The sequence below is a fragment of the Exiguobacterium sp. s143 genome, assembly GCF_018618895.1.
Lineage (GTDB): Bacteria > Bacillota > Bacilli > Exiguobacteriales > Exiguobacteriaceae > Exiguobacterium_A > Exiguobacterium_A abrahamii.
Window position 1 is genome coordinate 1 of sequence record NZ_JACSMX010000009.1, and the last position, 20,258, is coordinate 20,258.

The following is a 20,258-nucleotide window of genomic DNA, read 5'->3' on the forward strand; positions in this document are numbered from 1 at the left end:
AGGTCCGAGAGATGGTCGGGGACTACATCAGCTATTACAACTACGAACGCGGTCAATGGAACCTAAAAAAGATGACCCCGAAACAATATTGGGATCATCTAATCGCAGCATAGAAGACGTGGTCTTTTTATTAAACTGTCCATATTACGGGGCTCAGTTCAAAGTAAGATTATCGGCTACATTCCGAAAAACTTACTTCCATTATTTAATTTAATCAAGAAATTTTCTCACTGTTGAGTCAGTTTCTCCTGAAACTTTTAGAATTTATTTAAATATACGGTTCATAATTAACCTAACCAAATTTTGATGTTGTTTACGCTGCTGAATATTTTTTTGATTAACTTCGCCATGAATTTCATTTTGTAAATTATTACTTCGTTGTATAGTTTGATGAGCAACTTTTAAGAGTTTGTCTACTTCATTTGAACCAGTAGGTTTATATTTCTCTAAAGTCTTCATAAAAATCACTCCAATTATATGTTTTAGTCTAATTTAAGTTTATCATACAACAAAATAAGAGTGCAGATTCTAGCATAAAATTCTATAGTTAACAAATCTTCTTCTACAAATCCATTCTCCACTTCTGATTGTAGGCAAAATACGCCCAATATTTCTCCATCTACATTTAAAGGAAACCCCATTATGGATCCAATTTTAGTAACAGGTAATCCCCCTTCGGAAAATCGTGAGTCGCTAAAGTTTATATTATTAATTATTTCTGGTTTATTTATTCCCCAAATGTACCCTGCAAAACCTTCACCTTTTCTAAATTTTCTTTTATCTACAGATTCTAAGTTTATTCGAACACTAGATACTATTTTTAATTCTTCATTCTCTATTCCAAATAACGTAATGCTTTTATCACTTTGATCTTTTTCTAGTATAGTTATACATTCTTCTAAAACAATTTTTAAACATTCTTCCGTAGAGTACTTAGTTTTATGATGAAGTGCATAATTTAGAGATCTTGTAACTCTATTACTATTACTAATATGTCTAATCATAATTCTAAGTCTATTTTCTAAAGCAATTAAATTATTTTTTAACTCATCTTGTATTTCATTAGCTTCGTTAAGAAGTTCCATACTTCTTGCATAATCTATTGTCAATTTACTATATTTATTTTGTAAATCATCTTGATTTTTTTCGAAGGTAGGATCAAAAAATGGATTAGGAAAACTAGTAACAGCTGTGCCTATTTCAATTTTTTCATTCCGTCTCCACATTCTTGACATATAACTAACAATCCTATAGGTTAAGAAAATTATACTAACAGTGCTGTATATAGTAATTTTATTTATTTTTTGGTCATTACTTATTAAATTCAGCTTTTGAAGTACAAAAGTTATAGGTTCGCTGAATGCAGTAAGTGCTGTATATAAAATTACAATCAAAAGTAATAAAGCTACAAGATATGAAACAATTTTTTTGCTAAGTGGTAAAGGTGATAATTCAACTTCATTTTCATTTATTTTTTTATTCATTTAATATTAACTCCTTATATAAACCTAAAATGAATATAATTTAAAATTTCCACAGAAATAATAACTCATTTATGATACGGTTCATTCCGATTAATCCGGTACGCCCGATAAATCTGTTCACAGAGAATCATCTTCATCAATTGATGTGGGAATGTCATCTTCGAGAACGAGATCGTATCATTCGCACGCTGCATCACTTCTGGTGCAAGACCAAGTGATCCACCGATGACGAAGGCAATTTTGCTCTTACCGTATGTCGCGAGTTGATCGAGTTCTTTTGCGAACTGTTCGCTCGTCCGTTGTTTTCCTTCAATAGCAAGTGCGAGGACGTGAACGTCGGGTCCGATCTTCGCTAAAATCCGTTCGCCCTCTTTTTTCTTTACTTGCGCCATCTCCGCTTCACTCAATTGCTCCGGTGCCTTTTCGTCGGCGACCTCGATTTCTTGGATCGAACAGTAGGCGCCGAGACGCTTCGTATATTCGGCGATACCTTGCTTCAAATACTTCTCTTTTAGCTTTCCGACCGTAATGATGGTAATTTGCATCTTATTTCTCGCTTTCTGACAGAAAATTCAGGAGTTATCCACAGAGTTATCCACAAATCCACATGTTGATATTTATTTTTTGCTTGACACAAGATATGTTGCCGGTGCGTCACAGTATTCACAGGTGATGTTTTTTTCTGGATTTAGCTGATCGAGAATCGGGTATTGTTCTGTTTCATCTACGATTTCGTCAAGCGCGAGCTCGACATGTTCTAAACAGACGTACTTATCCACAGGTGGTCTCCTCCTTTCACTTATCCACATTTATCCGCTTCCAGTATAACAAATATCGACCTTCCTGACCGAAAAAGCCGCAGGTTTCCTCACTCAAAAAACCATCCACAGGTCGGACCTGTGGATGGTTTTTCAAGTGATGCCTTACTGAACGGTTGGCGACTGAGCCGACAACTTTACATCTGCTGTCTGTTTTTCACCGCCCCGGTAGAACGTGACTTTGACTGTTTCACCGACTTTTGCATCCCGGTAGAGGACACTTTTTAGGTCCGCGAACGATGCGATCGCTTTTCCGTTGATCTCGACGATGACATCGTTTGCCTTCATACCCGCTTTTTCCGCTCCACTGTTACGTGTTAGACCAACGACGACGATTCCTTTCGTGACATCATTCGGTAATTTCAGACGATCTTCGCGGTATCCGCTTGGGAATTCCTGCACGTCGCGAATCTGAATCCCGAGCTGTGGACGAACGACTTCGCCGTTTTGCTCAAGATCACGCATGATTGGTAACGCTTCGTTGATTGGAATCGCAAATCCAACTCCTTCAACACTTGCTTCTGCAATCTTCATCGAGTTAATCCCGATCAATTGACCAGCTGTGTTGATGAGCGCTCCACCGGAGTTCCCCGGGTTGATCGCTGCATCGGTTTGGATGACTTCCGTGTTGAAGTCTTGCTGTCCATCCTTATTCGTATCGACTGGAACCGTCCGTTCCTGCGCACTGATGACACCGCGCGTGACTGAGTTCGCGAAGATTCCAAGCGGGTTCCCGATCGCAAGCACCGTTTCACCGGCACGTAACGTATCCGAATCCCCTAGTTTTGCGACTTGTGTCACTTTCGATGAATCAATCGAGAGGACCGCTAAATCATACGTCGGATCTTCTCCGAGGACTTTTGCCTCGAGTGCTGTTCCGTCGGATAACGTAACAGACAAGCGGCTCGCGCCTTCAACGACGTGGTAGTTCGTAACGACGTAGGCTTTATTGCCGTCTTTTTTATAGATGACGCCGGACCCCGCACCCGTTTCCTGATCGGTTCCTTGGAACGAGCTCTGAAGGTTCGTCACGCTCACTACGGCTTCCTTCGTCTTACCGACCGCACCGACGATGTCGGCTTCATCCTCTGTCGTCTGTGTCGCAGTCTGTTCCGCTGTCGTCGACGAAACCGGAGTCGGACTCGTCATCTCATCGCGGACGAACGGCCACGCGACGAGAGCAATCAACAAGGCTCCGACGATTCCGCCGATCAGACCGACGAAAAAGGCTTTTCCGGCACCGCGACGACGCGGTGGTTCTGGTTGTTCTTCATATGGTTCACGATAAGGGCTGACCGGTTCGCTCGTTGCCGGTTGACGGGGCGGGAAGCCGCTCTCATCGGATGACTGTTCGTATCGTTCGGATTCGTTCCGTGGTTCTTCGGGTCGATCCATCGACATACGCCTCCTTTATGACTCTCTTTACACAAGTATACCCCCATCACGTGGCAAGTGAGCCAAATGTGGGGGTCTTTTGAGCATATTCAGTAATTTCCCATAATCAAAGCTTTAGGAGCGGCGTCGGAATGACCGGATCCGTGTCGAGAAGCTGAATCTTACTCAGATCGACGTCACGGCTCGCGAGCGTCTGGGAGACGCTCATCCGGGCGAGTTCCTTCATGTTGTTGTCCTTGCTCAAGTGGGCCATGTGGATCCGTTTCGTCCGGTCATCAAGGACCTCGCTCATCGCGATCGCGGCGTCCTCGTTCGAGATGTGTCCGTAATCGCCGAGGATCCGTCGTTTGACGCTCCACGGATAATGTCCCATCTGGAGCATGCCGATATCATGGTTCGCTTCGAAGATATAAGCATCAGCGCCCCGAATGACACCTTTCATTCGGTCCGAGACGTATCCGGTATCCGTGATGTGCGCCAATCGTTTTCCTTCGTGTGCGAACTGGAAGAACATCGGATCGGCTGCATCGTGACTGACGTTGAATGATTCGACTTCGATGTCACCGAACTGCTTGACCTCTCCGACTTCCCAGAGGAACTTCAGCGCCGGATCAATCTTACCGATCTTCGCTTCCATCGCTGCCCACGTCTTTTCATTCGCATAGAGCGGGATATTGTACTTCCGTGCCATGATGCCGACGCCTTTGATATGGTCGGAGTGTTCATGGGTGACGAACAGACCATCGATGCCATGCGGCGACCGGTCGATCTGGTCGAACAAGGCGAGCATCGCCTTGCCGGTCAGTCCCGCGTCGACGAGCAAGCGGGTCTGTTCACTTTCGATATAGAGGGCGTTCCCCGTCGAGCCACTGGCCATGACGCTGTAGTGTAGGCTCATCGTGCATTCCTCATTTCTCTGAGACTGTATCCAATCGTTCGACGGTCTGGACACCGCCGTCAATCGCATTGACGAAGTAGACTTCCTTGTTGTCGAGCTCGATTTGCCACGTCGGCGGCAGGATTTGGACCGATTCCGTGCCTTCCGTGACGAGACAGAAATAACCGAGCTTGTGACTCGTCAACCGCTTCGATGCCGAGAACAAGCCTTGCTCCGACAACTGGACGATCGCTTCACTTGCCGATAACAACGTCACGTCCTGCGCTTGCCGGACGACCTTGTTCAAGTGGCGTTGTTTGTAGCTGACGATTTCCTTCGCATCGTTGAGCTGCAAGACGAGCAGGGACGGTCCGATCATCGCATCGTCCTCACGCGACTGCTGTGGTGTCGAATAGAGCGGCTGTCCCTTATACGTCTGAACGAATGTCATCTCCTGATACTTACTATCATACTTCCAAAATGTATATTCGGCACCATATCGAACTGATGCTTGAACGAACGATGAAGCAGAATCCCGCATCGTCTTCGCATCGAGTCGATAAGGTTTCGTCAACCGGACCGACCACTCGACATCGTTCTTGACGGAAGCGACCGCGTCACGAATCGGTGAACTCGCGAGTGGCGCTAGCGTCCGCGCATCGACTTCGGCTGTTAAATAGCCGATGTCTCGCGTGACCGGTTGTAGTTTTTTCTCATCGATTTGACGATCCTTCAAGATCGATTTACCGGTCGCACTCGTCGCGACGATCCGCGGTTCGACCATCCGGTCCATCAATTGAATGGCAAGGTAGACGTTCAGGATCAAAAAGGTCAGCATCAATAAGGTCTTCGCTTTACTCCAGTCCATTCATCCTCACCCCTCATTCCCGACAGCTTGATTGATCGATTGCCAGACGCCGTCGATTTTGATGAACCACGTCGGCTCAAAGACGGCATAGCGGCTCGTTGAAATCTTATACGTCATCTCATATCCAATCCGGATTCCACTGATCTCTTTTAAGAGATCAGCACGGCTCAGACGTTCGAGAACCGTTTCAACGGCTGGCACCGTCTCTTCCCGAAGGATGAGCTTCCGCTTCGCTCGGAGCATGCTACGGCTGAGCGACCGGACTTGGTTTTCCTCATACATGATCTTGAGTGTCGCGAGATCGAACTTCGTCTGTTCGAGTAGTGGACCACTCTCCCCAAATACCGGATACCGGTTCAAGTACAACCGGAACGTCGCCGTCTGTTCCTCACTCTTTTTACTCATCTGATCAAAGTAATACCGAAAGCCACTGCGTTGGGTATCTTGATCGAGCCAGCCCCCATGAATGTTGACATAGCTGACGAGCGTGCTGTAATCGACCGTCGAGCTTTGAGTATTCGGTGATAATGTATTGAAACGATACACATTGTAGTTTCGGTCATACGTCGAAACGCTGACACCGTCCGTCAAGACGTCGAGATCATCCCGACTCTTGATTTGCTGGACGTTCGAGTTCTCGGCAAAAAAGGCACTCCGAATGCGGTCGAGTGGTTTCGGCGATTGTCCGACCTCGTCATAGACGAAGACTTGCTCTAGTCGCGTCGTACCGCTCGCGACATACGTGTAATCGCCACCTTTGAGTTCGACGCGTGTCATCGGTTTTTTCTTATCATGCGCGAACAGTCGCTTCAGAACCGTCTCATCGCCGACGAGCTTGAAGTCCTTCAGGCGACCGGTCGCCGACTCGAGACGGAGGATTGGTCCATCATAATCGAGTAAATAGAGTCGTTTGATCGGTTCCGAGAAGGCGATCTGTTTTTCTCCGAGTAACTCTTCAAGAATCGTCGCACTGATCGGTGTCGGGAAGATCATCTCGACACTCCGGTCACCGACCGGGATGTTGTTCGCTTTATCCGTCAAGACAAGGACACCGATGTTAAACGACGCACCGATTCGGTTAAGGAAGGTCCGACCGATGATTTGTGTCTGATAGATCCCTTCCTGATCCGAATAGACGAGTAGTTCCGGGTTGATCAGTTGGTTGCTTTCAATCGTCTTTGAGGCATCGATCTCGTTGAACGAGACCTGTTCCCGCTCGATTGATTCACTGCTTGGATGATAGGTCCAGAGCATCGCTGTCTGAGCGATCGAACCGGCGACAAGTAGGACGAGTAACAGCGAACTCCAGTGTTGTTTCTTCATCCGGCATCCACCTCTTCGATCACCTCATACGGAAGCGTGAAGTAAATCGTCGTGCCGCGTCCCCATTCACTTTCTGCCCAGATGTCGCCACCATGTGCCGAAACGACGTCTTTTGCGATCGACAGACCAAGACCGGTGCCGCCGATTTTACGGGCACGGGCTTTATCGACACGGTAGAAGCGTTCGAAGATTTTTTGGAGATTCGCTTTCGGGATTCCGACACCTTCATCCTTGATGCTGATGACGATCCGTTTTGCCCGGAGCATCGTCCGGACGGTGATCGTTCCGCCTTCCGGTGAGTACTTGATTGCGTTCGTCAGGATGTTGTCTGCGACCTGAATCAATTTATCCTGATCACCACGGATATAGACTTTCCGCTTCATGATCTTACGACGGAAACGAATCCGTTCCGGCTTCGTCATGTCATGGCGATCGAGAATCTCATTCAGGAACTGAATGTAATCGAAGCGGACCTTGTTCATTTTGTATTCCTTACTGTCCATCTTCGACAGTTGTAAGAGATCGGTGACGAGGCGGATCATCCGCTCCGTCTCGTTCTGTGTCGTCTCAAGGAAACGTGGTGCGAGCTCCTCGTCCTGATACGCTCCTTCTGCCAAGGCTTCAAGATAGCTGCGCATCGTCGTCAGCGGTGTTCGGAGCTCGTGACTGACGTTCGCGACGAATTCGCGACGATCCTGTTCGACCTGCTCCTGTTCCGTGACGTCATGCAGGACGACGATCATCCCGGTAATCGGACCACTGTGTTTCTTGACGGGCGAGAAGAATGCCCGGACGAGGAACAGTTCGTCCTCACTACTGAAATCAAGCAGACGCGGTGGCATCGTACCGTCTTCCGGAATCATGAAATCGTCACCGAGTGCCAGTAAGTCCTTCAAGTTCGTTCCGACGACGCTCGCATCGTCCGCACCGACGATATCCTTCGCTTGATCGTTCATCAAGATGACGCGCAGTGTTCGATCCGTCGCGATGACGCCATCGGTCATGTTCTCAAGGACGCTCGTCAACTTCCGTCGTTCGGCTTCCGTCGTCGCGTTTGCTTCGAGCAACTCATCCGTCAATTCGTTGAACGAACGGGCGAGTTGCCCGATCTCATCGTCCGAATAGACCTTAACCTTCCGCGAGAAGTTCCCGCGTCGCATCTCGATCGCTTGACGCCGCATATCGGAAATCGGACGCGTGATCGTCCGCGACAGCAACACACCGAGAATTGACGTGATGACGAGGGCGATGACCGTTCCGGTCGCAAGAATCCGCGTAACCTGTTGCATCTGCGAATAGATTGACTCCATCGAAGCGCGGACATAAATCATACCGGTCGTTACACCGTCTCGTTCCGAGGTGACCGGTACGGCAAAGATCCGGATCTTATCCTCTGATTCCGGATCAAGCACGGTGTCCGTCCGGGTCGAGCTCGTTGCCTGTGCCTTTTTAATCAGTGAATTCGTCGCCCGTTGTCCGACTGCTGATTGGTTCTCGTTATCCGATGTCGCTTGGATGATTGAGTCCTGGTCAATGATCTGGACTTCGAGGATGTCGTTCCTTGAGGTGGAGCCATTACTAAACTCAGACAGCAGTTGCCCTAGTGATTGGGACAACTGCCGCTTGGAGGCGTCATCATCGCCTGTTTTATCGAATTCCTTCCCGACGTTATAGGCGACAAGGCCTGCTCGGTCCTCGACCGACTTCGAGAAGTTCGTAATGTACTGCTTTTCAAGGGAACGAACGAAATAGACGCCAATGACCTGCATCGCCACTAAAATCAATAAGGCATAGATGACGACGAGTTTCCATTGGATGGATTTAAAGAAGTTCGTTCCTTTTAACATCGTTATTCATTCTCCCCGTCTTGGAGATAGTAGCCGACACCACGACGCGTCATGATATAGACAGGCGTACTTGGGTTGTCTTCGACTTTCTCACGGAGACGACGTACTGTCACGTCGACTGTCCGGACATCACCGAAGTAGTCATAGCCCCAGACCGTTTGCAACAAATGCTCACGTGTCATGACTTGACCGATGTTTTTCGCGAGGTAGTGCAACAATTCGAACTCACGTTGCGTCAGCTCGATCTTTTGATCCTTACGTGTCACCGTATGCGAATTCGTATCGATATACAGTTCTCCGACTTTGAGTGGACCTGGTCCAACCGGTTGTGGTGTAGCTTCAGGACTCGTGTTGCGTAAGTGGACTTTCACACGGGCAAGTAACTCGCGCGAGCTAAATGGCTTCGTCACGTAATCGTTCGCGCCAAGCTCAAGACCAAGTACCGTATCAATCTCGGAATCCTTCGCTGTCAACATGATGATTGGAATCTTCGACGTCTTCCGGACTTCTCGGCAGACTTCCATCCCGTCCATCAGCGGAAGCATGATGTCGAGTAACATCAAATCCGGTTTGAACTCCTCGAATTTCTCTAATGCCTCCACGCCGTCATTTGCGATCGCGACCTGGTAGCCTTCTTTTTCTAATTTAAACTTGAGTATATCTGCAATCGGTAACTCGTCATCGACGACTAGAATTTTGCGTTCCGTCACTGGGTGTGCCCCCTTAAAAATTTCTATTCAATCTATTTTACCTGTTTTTTCGGCATATAGAAAGGTGGCGACGGAAACTCCCGGCGCCACTCTCTCTGCTGTTCGTCGTCTCACGAGAGAGGTTCCACGTGAAACACTGTATTCAGTATACCTGTTTTTGCTTCCGTTTGTGAACCATTTCGCACAAAAAACAGCCTCTTGCAGGAGGCAAGAGGCTGTTGAGACTTATGCTTCTTCGTAGAGATCACGCAAGACGACTGTCTGTTCACGACCCGGTCCGACCGAGAACGTGACGAGTGAGATACCTGTCAGATCCGCAATCCGCTTAACGTAGTTCTGTGCGTTCAACGGTAGATCTTCAAAGCGACGGACACCTGTGATGTCCTCTTTCCAGCCTGGAAGTTCTTCGTAAATTGGAACACATGCTTCGAGATCACGGAAGCTTGCTGGGTACTCATCGATCTGTTTACCGTTGAATTCGTATGATGTACAGATTTTCAATGTGTCGAGTCCTGTCAAAACGTCGATCGAGTTGAGCGAAAGATCCGTCAATCCACTTGTACGGCGCGAGTGGCGAACAACGACCGAGTCGAACCAACCAACACGACGCGGACGTCCTGTCGTCGTTCCGTATTCACGACCGACTTCACGGATTTGATGACCGATGTCATCGAACAATTCCGTTGGGAACGGACCGTCACCGACTCGTGACGTGTACGCTTTACAGACACCAACGACGTGATCGATCCGAGCTGGACCAACACCGACACCTGATGCGACACCACCAGCTGATGCGTTCGATGATGTAACGAACGGATACGTTCCGTGGTCAAGGTCGAGTAAGACACCTTGTGCGCCTTCGAACAACACTTTTTCACCATGGTCGAGGCTATCGTTGACGACGACGGATGTATCGCAGACGTATTTCGCGAATTCTTGTCCATACGCATAGTACTCTTCGAAGATATCGTCGAATGCGATTGGTTCAGCATCATACATCTTCGTGAACATGCGATTCTTTTGGTCGAGAACGATCTTCAACTTCTCAGCGAACGTTTCTTTGTCGAGTAAGTCTGCCATCCGGATTCCGATTCGAGCGGCTTTATCCATGTAGCACGGTCCGATTCCTTTTAGCGTCGTTCCGACTTTAGCGTCGCCTTTCGCTTCTTCTTCTAACTGATCCTGCAACTGATGATACGGCAAGATGACATGCGCCCGATTCGAAATTAACAAGTTATCCGTTGAAACACCACGATCGTGTAGATACTTCAATTCCTTGACGAGTGATTTCGGGTTAACGACGAGACCGTTCCCGATGACACATTTCTTATCCGAGTAAAAAATACCTGATGGGATCAAGTGCAATTTGTACGTCTCGTTATTGAATACGATCGTATGTCCTGCATTGTCTCCACCTTGATAACGTGCTACGACGTCGGCTTGTTTCGAAAGAAAATCGGTGATTTTCCCTTTTCCTTCGTCGCCCCACTGTGTTCCGACTACTACTACTGATGACATCTTATCATCCACCTCCACGTACGATTCAAAACCACGACTAAGTGTAACGCGATAAAAAAAAGAAGTCAACCAAATACCGAACAATTAATTGTTACAATTCTCTTTCGTTCGTTTAATTATCGTTTTTGATAAATAAACTGAGAATCTTTAGGTGAAAATAAAAAAAGCTACGTTTTGTCTCCGATTGATCGAAGACAAAGCGTAGCTTGGATTAAGCTGGTGGCGCGTACGAGTTACTTGGCTCGAGATCCACGAACTTGTTGAATTCTTTTCGGAAGGCGAGTTTGACGGTACCGGTTGGACCATTCCGCTGTTTTGCGATGATGATCTCAATCGTATTCGCATCTTCCGTTTCTTTATTGTAGTAATCGTCACGATACAAGAAGGCAACGATATCGGCATCTTGCTCGATCGCTCCCGATTCCCGGATATCCGACATCATCGGTCGCTTATCTTGACGACTCTCAACCCCACGAGAGAGCTGCGATAAGGCGATGACCGGAACTTCAAGTTCCCGCGCGAGTGATTTCAAGGAACGGGAAATTTCCGAAACCTCTTGTTGACGGTTGTCGCTTGAGCGACCATTCCCTTGAATCAGCTGCAAGTAATCGATCATGATCATCCCAAGACCGTGCTCCTGCTTCAAACGACGGCACTTCGCCCGGATATCGTTGACCCGAATCCCTGGTGTATCGTCGATGTAGATGCCGGCTTGAGACAGGTTACTCATCGCAAGCGATAACTTGCCCCAGTCCTCTTCCTCGAGTTGACCAGTCCGCAGACGCTGCGCATCGACGTTTCCTTCAGCACAGAGCATCCGCATGACGAGCTGTTCGGCACCCATCTCAAGACTAAAGATGGCGACGTTCTCGTCAGCGCGTGTCGCGACGTTTTGCGAGATGTTCAAGGCAAACGCCGTCTTCCCGACCGATGGACGTGCTGCGACGATGATTAGATCGTTACGCTGGAAGCCGGCCGTCATCTTATCGAGATCCTGGAAACCGGTCGGAATCCCCGTCGTCTCGCCGCTTTGCTTATGCAATTTATCAATCGTTGCATAGGCACTCGTCAAGACGTCCGAGATCGGGATGAAGCTTGCGCTACCTTTTCCTTGTGATACTTCGAGAATCTTCCGTTCTGCCTCGTTCAGCAGGACATCGACCTCATTTTGCCGCTCGTATCCGTCAGTGACGATTTCACCCGCCGTCCGAATCAGACGCCGAAGCGTCGACTTCTGGTCAACGACGTTAACGTAGTAATTGATGTTGGCTGCGGTTGGTACACCTTCGGCTAGTTCCGCTAGATACGGTAGACCACCGATCTCATCTAGGATCCCAAGCGTACTGAGCTCGGCTGTGACCGTGACGAGGTCGATTGCTTCGCCTCGGTCAGACAACACGAGCATCGCTTCGAAGATCCGTTGGTGAGAGGCACGGTAAAAGTCCTGCGGTAACAGACGTTCTGATGCACTGATCAAACGATCCGCATCAATCATGATCGCCCCTAGGACGGCTTGTTCTGCCTCGATACTTTGGGGAGGCATATTTTGCATGACTTCACTCATCACCGTTCCCCTTTTCTACTCACGCCTCTTTGACCTGAACGTTCAGCGTCGCTGTCACTTCGTTGTGTAGCTTCAATGGTACCTTCGTAAAGCCGAGTGCCTTGATTGGGTGCTCGAGCTCGATTTTACGTTTGTCGATTTTGTAACCCATGCTCTTGAGTGCTTCCGCGATCTGTTTGCTTGTGACAGAACCGAAGACACGACCGCCTTCACCGGCTTTCGTCGCGACGACGATCGTCTCTTTTTCGATTTTCTCTTTTAACGCTTGTGCGTCAAGCAAGTTCTGTTTCGCTTCTTCTGCTGCTTTACGTTCATGTGCTTCATGTTGCTTCAAGTTGCCAGTCGTCGCAGGACGTGCCAACTTTTTCTTGAAGAGTACGTTATTTGCATAAGCATCGGCCACGTCTTTGACGTCTCCTGCTTTACCTTGTCCTTTTACATCTTGTAAGAAAATAACCTTCATTCTGATTCCTCTCCTTTTGTCTCATCTTCTAGATATTGATCGATCGCTTTACGCAACGCATCCGCGACCGTGACGACCGATTCTGACATCTGTGTCGCCGCGTTCGTCAAGTGACCGCCGCCTCCGAGCGTCTCCATGATCAACTGGACGTTGACTTCTCCAAGTGAACGGGCACTGATCGCTGTCCGTCCGTCTTGAAGTTCCGCAATGACGAAGGCAGCACGAATGCCTTGAAGCGACAACAATTGATCAGCCGCTTGTGCGATCAAGACTTGATCGTGAATGACGCCAGGTTCTGCTGTCGCAATCGCCATCCCTTTCGTATAGACCTCGGACCGCTCGAGGATATGTGACTGCTCAACGTACGTCTCAAGATCCTGACTGAGGAACTCTTGCACGAGCACCGTGTCAGCACCTTGTGAACGCAAGTAAGATGCAGCATCGAACGTCCGCGAGCCGGTCCGAAGGGCAAAGCCTTTCGTATCGACGATGATTCCGGCAAGTAACGCCGTCGCCTCAAGCATCGATAGCTTCTGATTCGTCGGCTGGTACTCGATCAACTCGGTGACGAGTTCTGACGTCGAAGAAGCATACGGCTCGAGATAAACGAGGACCGCATCTTCGATGAAGTCCTCCCCACGCCGGTGATGATCAATCACGACCATATGCTCGAATCGATCGAGTAACGTCGGCACGACGACGAGCGACGGCTTATGTGTATCGACGACGACGAGTAACGTCTGGTCGTCAATTAACTGATCTGCTTGAAACGCATTGACGAACCGTGTCTCGAGTTGTGGTACTTCAGCGATCTCGTCCATCATCCGGCGAATCCCACGACCGATTTCTTCTGGCGGTAAAACGATATGCGCTTCCTTATCGTTCATTTCCGCAAGCTTCAAAATGCCGATCGCTGATCCGAGTGCATCCATATCCGGATTCTTATGCCCCATGATCAGGACACGGCTCGATTCCTGCATTAAGTCACGAAGCGAGTTGGCAATGACACGTGCTCGGACACGTGTCCGTTTTTCTGTCGGATTCGTCTTGCCGCCATAAAAGCGGACTTTTCCATCGCGTTTGATGACGACTTGGTCGCCTCCCCGTCCTAATGCGAGATCGAGACTCGACTGAGCCATCAGACCAAGCGCCGGAATCGGGTCACTTCCGCAACCAATTCCGATCGATAACGTCAACTGGACACCACGCTGACTCGTCTCTTCGCGAACGGTATCGAGAATCGTGAACTTCGATCGTTCGAGAATCCGGAGATTCTCTTCTGTCGTGACGATGAAATACCGATCAGATGCGGTCCGCTTGATATACGTTCCGTGTTCGGCTGCCCAGTGATTCAATAGTTGAGTGACACGACTGTTCAACTCACTGCGCAACTGATCTTCGATACCTTGTGTCATCTCATCGTAGTTATCGAGATAGATGACGCCGATGACCGTCTGATTGTCGACGAGTTGTTGTTCGACTTGTGCCTCTTCTGTCATATCGAACAGATAGAACGTCCGGTTCTCATGATTTGAAAAGACGCGATATACGGCATCACCGATTTCAAGCGTCGCTTGGTCCTCATTCGTCGCGACCATCTCGATGAATAAGGGATCGAGCTCATTGAGCGTCTGTCCCATCGCTACATCATCAAAGATGTCCCGCATCGGATCATTGAACCAGGTGACGAGGGTTTCCTCATCGTATAACAAAATCCCGATTGGCATGTTCGTCAACGCATCTTGTCCCGTCTCCTCGACTTGCATCGAGATTCCGGCGACGTACGCCTCCCATGCCCTGCGTGCACGACGTTCTTCGAATAGGTGCAATCCGAAGAGGAGGGCAGTCACGACGGCTCCGATAGCGGAGATGATCGGTTCACGTACAGCGACGACGAGAAGCAGACCGACGATTAATAGATACGGAATGAAGCGAACGATGCGTCGTTCTCGTTCCGGTGATACTTGTTGACCTGACTCCATCGTGTCCTCCTTATATGCTCTATAGGGTTCATTTAAATTTTTAGTAACTTGTTTATTATAACCGAAAAGCAGGAGGGGATGAAAGGGAAGCGAAAAAAAGCACCATCCTCACGCATGAGGATGGTGCTACGAAATCAGTCAGCCACGTATGGGATTAAAGCCATTTGACGTGCGCGTTTGATTGCGATTGTAAGTGGACGTTGGTATTTCGCTGAAGTACCAGTCACACGACGTGGAAGAATCTTACCGCGTTCCGAAATGAAACGTTTGAGAAGTTCTACGTCTTTATAATCGATATGAGTGATGTGGTTCGACGTGAAGTAACATACTTTACGACGACGTTTTCCACCTGGACGACGTGCCATGTGATTAACCTCCTTTTTAACTTGGATTTTTCAGGACGATTTCCTTAGAACGGGAGATCGTCGTCTGAAAGGTCGATCGAACTACCGCCGCTGAACGGATCAGCGCCGAAGCCCGAATTCGATGAAGCGGGTGCTGGCGAGGAAGAGTTGTTCTGCTGTTGCTGTGAACCCCATCCTGCAGCATTCCCGTTTCCACCAGTAGATGAAGCGTAGCCTTCGCTACCATCCGAAGAACGGCTCGCGTTACGTGACTCAAGGAAGCGGACGCTATCAGCGACGACTTCCGCACGATAACGGCGTTGCCCTTCTTTATCGTCGTAGCTGCTAATCTGGAGGCGACCCTCTACACCAGCAAGACTACCCTTCTTCAAATACTGAGCAACGTTCTCTGCTTGCTTGCGCCAAACGACGCAATCGATGAAATCAGCTTCTCGCTTCCCATCTTGCCCTGTGAAAGGACGGTCACATGCGAGTGTGAATCGCGTTACCGCAATCCCGCTCTGCGTATAACGCATTTCCGGGTCACGAGTTAACCGACCGACTAAAACGACGCGGTTAATCATCAGAATCACTCTCCTGTTTCAGCTTATTTCTCGTCTTTTGTGATCATTAAGCGAACGATATCGTCACTGATCTTCATGAGACGGTCAAGTTCTTTTGTAGCTGCTGGTTCAGCAGAAACGTTAAGAAGAACGTAGAACCCTTCACGCATATCATTGATTTCGTAAGCGAAACGACGTTTACCCATTTCAGTTGTTTTATCAACTGTACCACCGTTATCAGTGAGGACTTTGTTGAAACGCTCCACTGTTGCTTTGCGTGCTTCCTCATCAAGTTCCGGACGGATGATGTAAAGTACTTCGTATTTACGCATATCTGTCACCTCCTCTTGGACTGGCGGCTCGAATGTTCGAGCAAGGAGCAATAATTCATTACTCACATTCGTTAATACTACCAAAGTATTTTGCTTTATGCAATAACGATTCGTTTTCGATTAGACGTTGAAGCGGAATGTGACGACATCGCCGTCTTGGAAGACATATTCCTTACCTTCTGAACGGTAACGTCCTTGTTCCTTGACTGTCGCCATGTTGCCTGCCGCTGCTAAATCTTCGTACGAAACGACTTCTGCACGGATGAATCCACGTTCGAAGTCCGAGTGGATGACACCCGCACATTGTGGAGCTTTCATCCCTTTTTTGAACGTCCAAGCGCGGACTTCTTTTTCACCTGCTGTGAAGTATGTCGCAAGACCAAGCGTGCTGTAGGCTGCATGGATCAGTTGATCAAGACCTGATTCTTCGATTCCGAGATCGACGAGGAACTCTTGGCGTTCTTCTGGCTCAAGCTCTGCAATCTCTTCTTCAATCCGAGCACAGATGACGATGACTTCAGAACCTTCTTTTTCTGCGAATTCGCGTACGAGACGGACATTTTCGTTATTGTCCGCGTCTGCGACTTCATCTTCGCCGACGTTTGCGACGTAAAGCATCGGTTTCATCGTTAACAATTGGAAGTGTTTGACGAGAGCTGCTTGATCTTCGTTCAATTCAGCCAGACGTGCTGGTTTCTCGTCTTCGAGTAATGCTTGCACGATTTCAAGTGCTTCGAGTTCAGCCGCTGCGTTTTTATCGCGTGACTTGACTTGTTTTTGGACACGCTGAATCCGTTTTTCGACTTGCTCGAGGTCTGCGAGGATCAATTCGAGGTTGATCGTCTCGATATCATCGATCGGTGAGACTTTTCCGGCCACGTGTGTGATGTTCTCGTCGACGAAACAACGTACGACCTGACAGATTGCATCCACTTCACGAATGTTCGCGAGGAACTTATTTCCGAGCCCTTCCCCTTTAGACGCTCCTTTTACGATACCCGCGATATCCGTGAATTCGAATGCTGTCGGGATTGTCTTTTTCGGGTTGACGAGTTCCGTCAATTTCCGAAGACGTGCATCTGGTACTTCAACGACACCGACGTTCGGGTCGATCGTTGCGAACGGGTAGTTCGCTGCCTCTACACCTGCTTGTGTGATGGCGTTAAAAAGTGTTGATTTTCCTACGTTTGGTAAGCCAACGATTCCTGCTGTTAATCCCACTTGGAATTCCTCCTTTTCGGTATTTCCTAGGAAATCCGTGCTAGCGGCCGCAGTGGGTAGAATGATTACACCACGTCAGCACATCTTTCACAATTATAGATAGTTCAATTTTTTTAAGCAAGGAGCTCGACCGTCTTTTTTAATCACGCCTTAAACGAAGGCAACTGCCCTGCTTACAAAAGACAATCAAAAAGCGGATCTGATCACGAGAATCACATCCGCTTTTCATCACTCTGGTAAGACTTTTTTCAATCGTTTATCAAAATCACGACGTGGCATCAAGATGCTTGCCCCGCAACCTTGACATTTGATTCGGATATCCATGCCGACCCGAATGATTTGCCATCGGTTCGTACCACATGGATGCTGCTTCTTCATCTCAACATAATCATGGAGTTGATACGTTTTTGGAATCATCCGTCTGTCCACCATTCTTTTGTTCTGGATTCATCATGACCATCCGTGGATACGGGATCTTGATGTTTTCTTCTTCTAGTCCTTGCTTCAATTCCTTCCGGATTAGACGACCGGCTTGGAAATGTTGCATCGGTGGTACTTCTGCCATCAAACGATAGACGACTTCAGAAGGACCAAGCGTCTGGACGCCAAGCATCTGAATCGGTTCGACGAACATATCGACATACTTCTTCGTTGTCCGGTCCGCGATCTCATGCAAGACTTGTTCGACCCGTTCGAGATCTTCGTCATAGGAGACTTGAACATCAACGAGCGCGAAACTGTTGTCGACCGAATAGTTCGTGACTTGCAAAATCTGACCGTTCGGGATGATGTGGATCTCCCCGTTGAGTCCTTTTAGTTTCGTCGTCCGGATTCCAAGTTCCGTTACGACCCCTTCGATCACACCGACGCGTACATAATCTCCGACTTTGAACTGGCGTTCGAAGATGATGAACGCTCCGGTAATGATATCTTGCACCAAGTTCTTCGCACCGAACGAAATCGCAAGACCGGCAATCCCCGCACTGGCGACAAGACCGGTGATGTTGATTCCGAACTGACTGAGTACCGTCAACAACATGACGATTCCGAGAACATAACGGATTGCATTTTGTAGCAATTTCAGTAATGTCTCGTTCTGACGTTGCGCCAAGTAGTCCTGTTCATTGATTTTCCTAATCGTAAAGAGACGTGAGACTGCCCCAGTCAAAACGCGCGTTAAGATATAGAACGCCGCGATGATGATGAGCGCAATCAGTAGTTTCATCCCAAAACGAATCCACATATCCGCATCCATTACTTGATTGATTAGTTTATCGACTTGGGCGACGGATTCTTGTACATCTTGATTGGTAGCCATTCTCTCATCCTTTCTTGTTCTCTCTATTACGACAGTATACGTGATTTTAATTGAGTTTCAACCAAAGAGCCGATTTTGACGTTAGATTTTTGGAAAAACCGGGAAAGGAAAATCATCTAAGAACCCTTCACTCTTGCCAATCCACCACGACACCGACACCAAGAGAAGAAAGGATGATTTCGATGAATTTCCGCTTTCATTCGCACGAGCCCAAGCCCTATTCTTTCTTTTTAGAATATACGGAACCGTTCGCGAAAGAACGCTTAGCCGAACAACTATTCGAACAAATCTCCGCGGTCCAAGAAAAACGACCAATCGTACTCGTCTGCATTGGTTCTGATCGTTCGACGGGCGACTCACTCGGTCCACTTGTCGGAACATTCCTTGAAAAACAAGCACCTGCTCATCTCCACGTTTACGGTACACTCGCTAAACCCGTCCATGCACTGAATCTCGCTGAAACGATTCACTCGATCCAAACGACCCATTACCGTCCGCTCGTCATCGCAATTGATGCGTGTCTTGGTCGGCTTTCAAGCGTTGGGCATGTCTTCTTTTCGGAAGGACCACTCGCACCCGGTGCTGGCGTCCAAAAAGAATTGCCAGCGGTCGGTGACTTCAACATTAAAGCCGTCGTTAACGTCAGTGGATTCATGGAGATGATGATTCTCCAAAATACACGGTTACATCTCGTTTATGAACTAGCAGAACTCGTCGCGAACAGTTTCCATATGCTCGATGCGAAACTATCCGCTGAATCGACACGGACGACGATTTCTTTCACGCCACGTTCGATGTAATCAAAAAGAAGCGAACCGTTACCGGAACGCTTCTTTTTCATTGATCCGATTCAGGTAATAACAAATCGAGCAACCGATTGAGGTCGTCTTCATCTGCAAAATCAATCTCGAGTTTCCCCGCCTGTTTTCCTTGTTTGATTCGTACCGTCGCCCCGTATTTTTCGCGAAGCGACTCTTCGACGAATTGGACAGCGGTCGCTTGTTGCGGACGGACGGCTTCCTTTCGCTCCCGAAGTGCCTGCTCCAACCGACGAACGTTCCAGTTTTCCGCCATGACGCGTTCTGCCATCTGCTCGATCTTCTTTGGATGCTTCAGCGACAATAGGGCACGGGCATGTCCCATCGATAGCCGTTCATCCATGACGGCTTGTTGAACGAGTAGTGGCAATTGTAGTAACCGAAGACTGTTCGTGATGTGCGAACGACTTTTGCCGACACGCTGCGCAAGCTCTGCTTGCGTGATGCCGAATTCCTCGATCATCTCCGCATACGCCATCGCCTCTTCAATCGCTGATAAATCCGCCCGTTGGATGTTTTCGATCAAAGCGAGCTCCATCACGCGTGTCTCGTCTGCTTCGATCACGAGGACCGGTACACGTTCGAATCCTGCGCGACTCGCTGCTTGATACCGTCGTTCGCCGGCGATGATTTCATAATAGCCATCACGTGGTCGGACGACGATCGGTTGGATCATCCCGTGCCGAACGAGTGATTGGGCGAGTTCTTCTAATGCTTTTTCATTGAATCGTTTCCGGGGTTGAGTCGGATTCGGGCGAATCGCCCGAACAGGTAATTCGTTCACTTGCCTTCTCTCCTAAACGTAGCGGAAGG

At 48.4% G+C, this 20,258-nt stretch carries 23 protein-coding genes; 2 read left to right on the plus strand and 21 right to left on the minus strand.

Annotation, left to right across the window (positions count from 1 at the left end):
* A partial coding sequence (locus KNQ03_RS16555) for an IS3 family transposase (protein ID WP_214725638.1) occupies positions 1-113 on the plus strand: 113 nt, incomplete at its 5' end.
* Positions 114-264: 151 nt separating this feature from the next.
* Here the strand turns inward: KNQ03_RS16555 and KNQ03_RS16560 are convergent.
* The 20 genes from KNQ03_RS16560 to KNQ03_RS16655 all read right to left on the minus strand — a co-directional run bounded on the left by KNQ03_RS16560 (position 265) and on the right by KNQ03_RS16655 (position 18,627).
* The gene (locus KNQ03_RS16560) at positions 265-459 is read right to left on the minus strand and encodes a hypothetical protein (RefSeq protein ID WP_214725624.1); all 195 of its coding nucleotides are present in this window, start codon (positions 457-459) and stop codon (positions 265-267) included.
* A gap of 23 nt (positions 460-482) precedes the next feature.
* Positions 483-1,484 carry a GAF domain-containing protein gene (locus KNQ03_RS16565; protein WP_214725626.1) on the minus strand — a complete coding sequence of 334 codons (1,002 nt, stop codon included), beginning with the start codon at positions 1,482-1,484 and terminating at the stop codon, positions 483-485.
* 65 nt (positions 1,485-1,549) lie between these two features.
* Positions 1,550-2,029, minus strand: a complete 480-nt coding sequence (rlmH, locus tag KNQ03_RS16570; RefSeq protein WP_023469837.1) for a 23S rRNA (pseudouridine(1915)-N(3))-methyltransferase RlmH — start codon at positions 2,027-2,029, stop codon at positions 1,550-1,552.
* A 72-nt stretch (positions 2,030-2,101) separates the two neighbouring features.
* Positions 2,102-2,263 (minus strand): CxxH/CxxC protein, encoded by a 162-nt coding sequence (locus tag KNQ03_RS16575; RefSeq protein ID WP_023469838.1) that lies wholly within the window; start codon positions 2,261-2,263, stop codon positions 2,102-2,104.
* 144 nt (positions 2,264-2,407) lie between these two features.
* Positions 2,408-3,697: a S1C family serine protease gene (locus tag KNQ03_RS16580; RefSeq protein ID WP_023469839.1), complete on the minus strand. Its 1,290-nt coding sequence runs from the start codon at positions 3,695-3,697 to the stop codon at positions 2,408-2,410.
* A 106-nt stretch (positions 3,698-3,803) separates the two neighbouring features.
* Positions 3,804-4,595 (minus strand): MBL fold metallo-hydrolase, encoded by a 792-nt coding sequence (locus KNQ03_RS16585; protein WP_214725628.1) that lies wholly within the window; start codon positions 4,593-4,595, stop codon positions 3,804-3,806.
* Between the two features lie 10 nt (positions 4,596-4,605).
* Positions 4,606-5,442: a two-component system regulatory protein YycI gene (locus KNQ03_RS16590; RefSeq protein ID WP_214725630.1), complete on the minus strand. Its 837-nt coding sequence runs from the start codon at positions 5,440-5,442 to the stop codon at positions 4,606-4,608.
* Between the two features lie 6 nt (positions 5,443-5,448).
* The gene (gene yycH, locus KNQ03_RS16595) at positions 5,449-6,765 is read right to left on the minus strand and encodes a two-component system activity regulator YycH (protein ID WP_023469842.1); all 1,317 of its coding nucleotides are present in this window, start codon (positions 6,763-6,765) and stop codon (positions 5,449-5,451) included.
* On the minus strand, positions 6,762-8,612 hold the full coding sequence (gene walK / locus KNQ03_RS16600) for a cell wall metabolism sensor histidine kinase WalK (RefSeq protein WP_029343019.1): 1,851 nt from the start codon (positions 8,610-8,612) through the stop codon (positions 6,762-6,764). Before walK ends, yycH begins: the two co-directional genes overlap by 4 nt.
* A 2-nt stretch (positions 8,613-8,614) precedes the next feature.
* Positions 8,615-9,322, minus strand: coding sequence for a response regulator YycF (gene yycF / locus KNQ03_RS16605; RefSeq protein WP_023469844.1), 708 nt, complete (start codon positions 9,320-9,322; stop codon positions 8,615-8,617).
* Positions 9,323-9,547: 225 nt separating this feature from the next.
* Entirely contained in the window at positions 9,548-10,840 is a 1,293-nt protein-coding gene (locus KNQ03_RS16610) for an adenylosuccinate synthase (RefSeq protein ID WP_149428087.1), read from the minus strand.
* 211 nt (positions 10,841-11,051) lie between these two features.
* Complete coding sequence (dnaB, locus tag KNQ03_RS16615; RefSeq protein ID WP_023469846.1) at positions 11,052-12,404, minus strand: replicative DNA helicase; 1,353 nt, start codon at positions 12,402-12,404, stop codon at positions 11,052-11,054.
* Between the two features lie 19 nt (positions 12,405-12,423).
* Positions 12,424-12,867, minus strand: a complete 444-nt coding sequence (gene rplI, locus KNQ03_RS16620) for a 50S ribosomal protein L9 (RefSeq protein ID WP_214725632.1) — start codon at positions 12,865-12,867, stop codon at positions 12,424-12,426.
* On the minus strand, positions 12,864-14,849 hold the full coding sequence (locus tag KNQ03_RS16625; RefSeq protein ID WP_149428088.1) for a DHH family phosphoesterase: 1,986 nt from the start codon (positions 14,847-14,849) through the stop codon (positions 12,864-12,866). Before KNQ03_RS16625 ends, rplI begins: the two co-directional genes overlap by 4 nt.
* A 134-nt stretch (positions 14,850-14,983) precedes the next feature.
* Positions 14,984-15,214, minus strand: a complete 231-nt coding sequence (rpsR, locus tag KNQ03_RS16630; protein ID WP_023469849.1) for a 30S ribosomal protein S18 — start codon at positions 15,212-15,214, stop codon at positions 14,984-14,986.
* 44 nt (positions 15,215-15,258) lie between these two features.
* Positions 15,259-15,777: a single-stranded DNA-binding protein gene (gene ssb, locus KNQ03_RS16635; RefSeq protein WP_023469850.1), complete on the minus strand. Its 519-nt coding sequence runs from the start codon at positions 15,775-15,777 to the stop codon at positions 15,259-15,261.
* 23 nt (positions 15,778-15,800) lie between these two features.
* On the minus strand, positions 15,801-16,088 hold the full coding sequence (rpsF, locus tag KNQ03_RS16640) for a 30S ribosomal protein S6 (RefSeq protein WP_023469851.1): 288 nt from the start codon (positions 16,086-16,088) through the stop codon (positions 15,801-15,803).
* A gap of 120 nt (positions 16,089-16,208) precedes the next feature.
* On the minus strand, positions 16,209-17,309 hold the full coding sequence (gene ychF / locus KNQ03_RS16645; RefSeq protein ID WP_023469852.1) for a redox-regulated ATPase YchF: 1,101 nt from the start codon (positions 17,307-17,309) through the stop codon (positions 16,209-16,211).
* Between the two features lie 228 nt (positions 17,310-17,537).
* Complete coding sequence (locus KNQ03_RS16650; protein WP_023469853.1) at positions 17,538-17,726, minus strand: DUF951 domain-containing protein; 189 nt, start codon at positions 17,724-17,726, stop codon at positions 17,538-17,540.
* A complete protein-coding gene (locus KNQ03_RS16655) occupies positions 17,698-18,627 on the minus strand; it encodes a mechanosensitive ion channel family protein (protein ID WP_050678887.1) in 930 nt (309 codons plus the stop codon). Before KNQ03_RS16655 ends, KNQ03_RS16650 begins: the two co-directional genes overlap by 29 nt.
* A 182-nt stretch (positions 18,628-18,809) precedes the next feature.
* On the opposite strand from KNQ03_RS16655, the gene yyaC reads away from it, so the two are divergent.
* Complete coding sequence (gene yyaC / locus KNQ03_RS16660) at positions 18,810-19,427, plus strand: spore protease YyaC (protein WP_034786343.1); 618 nt, start codon at positions 18,810-18,812, stop codon at positions 19,425-19,427.
* Positions 19,428-19,464: 37 nt separating this feature from the next.
* Here the strand turns inward: yyaC and KNQ03_RS17190 are convergent, their stop codons facing one another.
* Entirely contained in the window at positions 19,465-20,229 is a 765-nt protein-coding gene (locus KNQ03_RS17190) for a ParB/RepB/Spo0J family partition protein (RefSeq protein ID WP_023469856.1), read from the minus strand.
* Positions 20,230-20,258: the final 29 nt, after the last annotated feature.

What these genes read in the sequence shown, in the direction of transcription:
- yycH (WP_023469842.1), bottom strand. Translation starts at nt 6,765, where the DNA reads ATGAAGAAACAACACTGGAGTTCGCTGTTACTCGTCCTACTTGTCGCC.
- rpsR (WP_023469849.1), bottom strand. Translation starts at nt 15,214, where the DNA reads ATGGCACGTCGTCCAGGTGGAAAACGTCGTCGTAAAGTATGTTACTTC.
- KNQ03_RS16585 (WP_214725628.1), bottom strand. Translation starts at nt 4,595, where the DNA reads ATGAGCCTACACTACAGCGTCATGGCCAGTGGCTCGACGGGGAACGCC.
- dnaB (WP_023469846.1), bottom strand. Translation starts at nt 12,404, where the DNA reads ATGAGTGAAGTCATGCAAAATATGCCTCCCCAAAGTATCGAGGCAGAA.
- rlmH (WP_023469837.1), bottom strand. Translation starts at nt 2,029, where the DNA reads ATGCAAATTACCATCATTACGGTCGGAAAGCTAAAAGAGAAGTATTTG.
- KNQ03_RS16655 (WP_050678887.1), bottom strand. Translation starts at nt 18,627, where the DNA reads ATGGCTACCAATCAAGATGTACAAGAATCCGTCGCCCAAGTCGATAAA.
- KNQ03_RS16580 (WP_023469839.1), bottom strand. Translation starts at nt 3,697, where the DNA reads ATGGATCGACCCGAAGAACCACGGAACGAATCCGAACGATACGAACAG.
- KNQ03_RS16565 (WP_214725626.1), bottom strand. Translation starts at nt 1,484, where the DNA reads ATGAATAAAAAAATAAATGAAAATGAAGTTGAATTATCACCTTTACCA.
- rpsF (WP_023469851.1), bottom strand. Translation starts at nt 16,088, where the DNA reads ATGCGTAAATACGAAGTACTTTACATCATCCGTCCGGAACTTGATGAG.
- yyaC (WP_034786343.1), top strand. Translation starts at nt 18,810, where the DNA reads ATGAATTTCCGCTTTCATTCGCACGAGCCCAAGCCCTATTCTTTCTTT.
- KNQ03_RS16610 (WP_149428087.1), bottom strand. Translation starts at nt 10,840, where the DNA reads ATGTCATCAGTAGTAGTAGTCGGAACACAGTGGGGCGACGAAGGAAAA.
- walK (WP_029343019.1), bottom strand. Translation starts at nt 8,612, where the DNA reads ATGTTAAAAGGAACGAACTTCTTTAAATCCATCCAATGGAAACTCGTC.
- KNQ03_RS16625 (WP_149428088.1), bottom strand. Translation starts at nt 14,849, where the DNA reads ATGGAGTCAGGTCAACAAGTATCACCGGAACGAGAACGACGCATCGTT.
- KNQ03_RS16650 (WP_023469853.1), bottom strand. Translation starts at nt 17,726, where the DNA reads ATGATTCCAAAAACGTATCAACTCCATGATTATGTTGAGATGAAGAAG.
- KNQ03_RS16560 (WP_214725624.1), bottom strand. Translation starts at nt 459, where the DNA reads ATGAAGACTTTAGAGAAATATAAACCTACTGGTTCAAATGAAGTAGAC.
- KNQ03_RS16590 (WP_214725630.1), bottom strand. Translation starts at nt 5,442, where the DNA reads ATGGACTGGAGTAAAGCGAAGACCTTATTGATGCTGACCTTTTTGATC.
- rplI (WP_214725632.1), bottom strand. Translation starts at nt 12,867, where the DNA reads ATGAAGGTTATTTTCTTACAAGATGTAAAAGGACAAGGTAAAGCAGGA.
- ssb (WP_023469850.1), bottom strand. Translation starts at nt 15,777, where the DNA reads ATGATTAACCGCGTCGTTTTAGTCGGTCGGTTAACTCGTGACCCGGAA.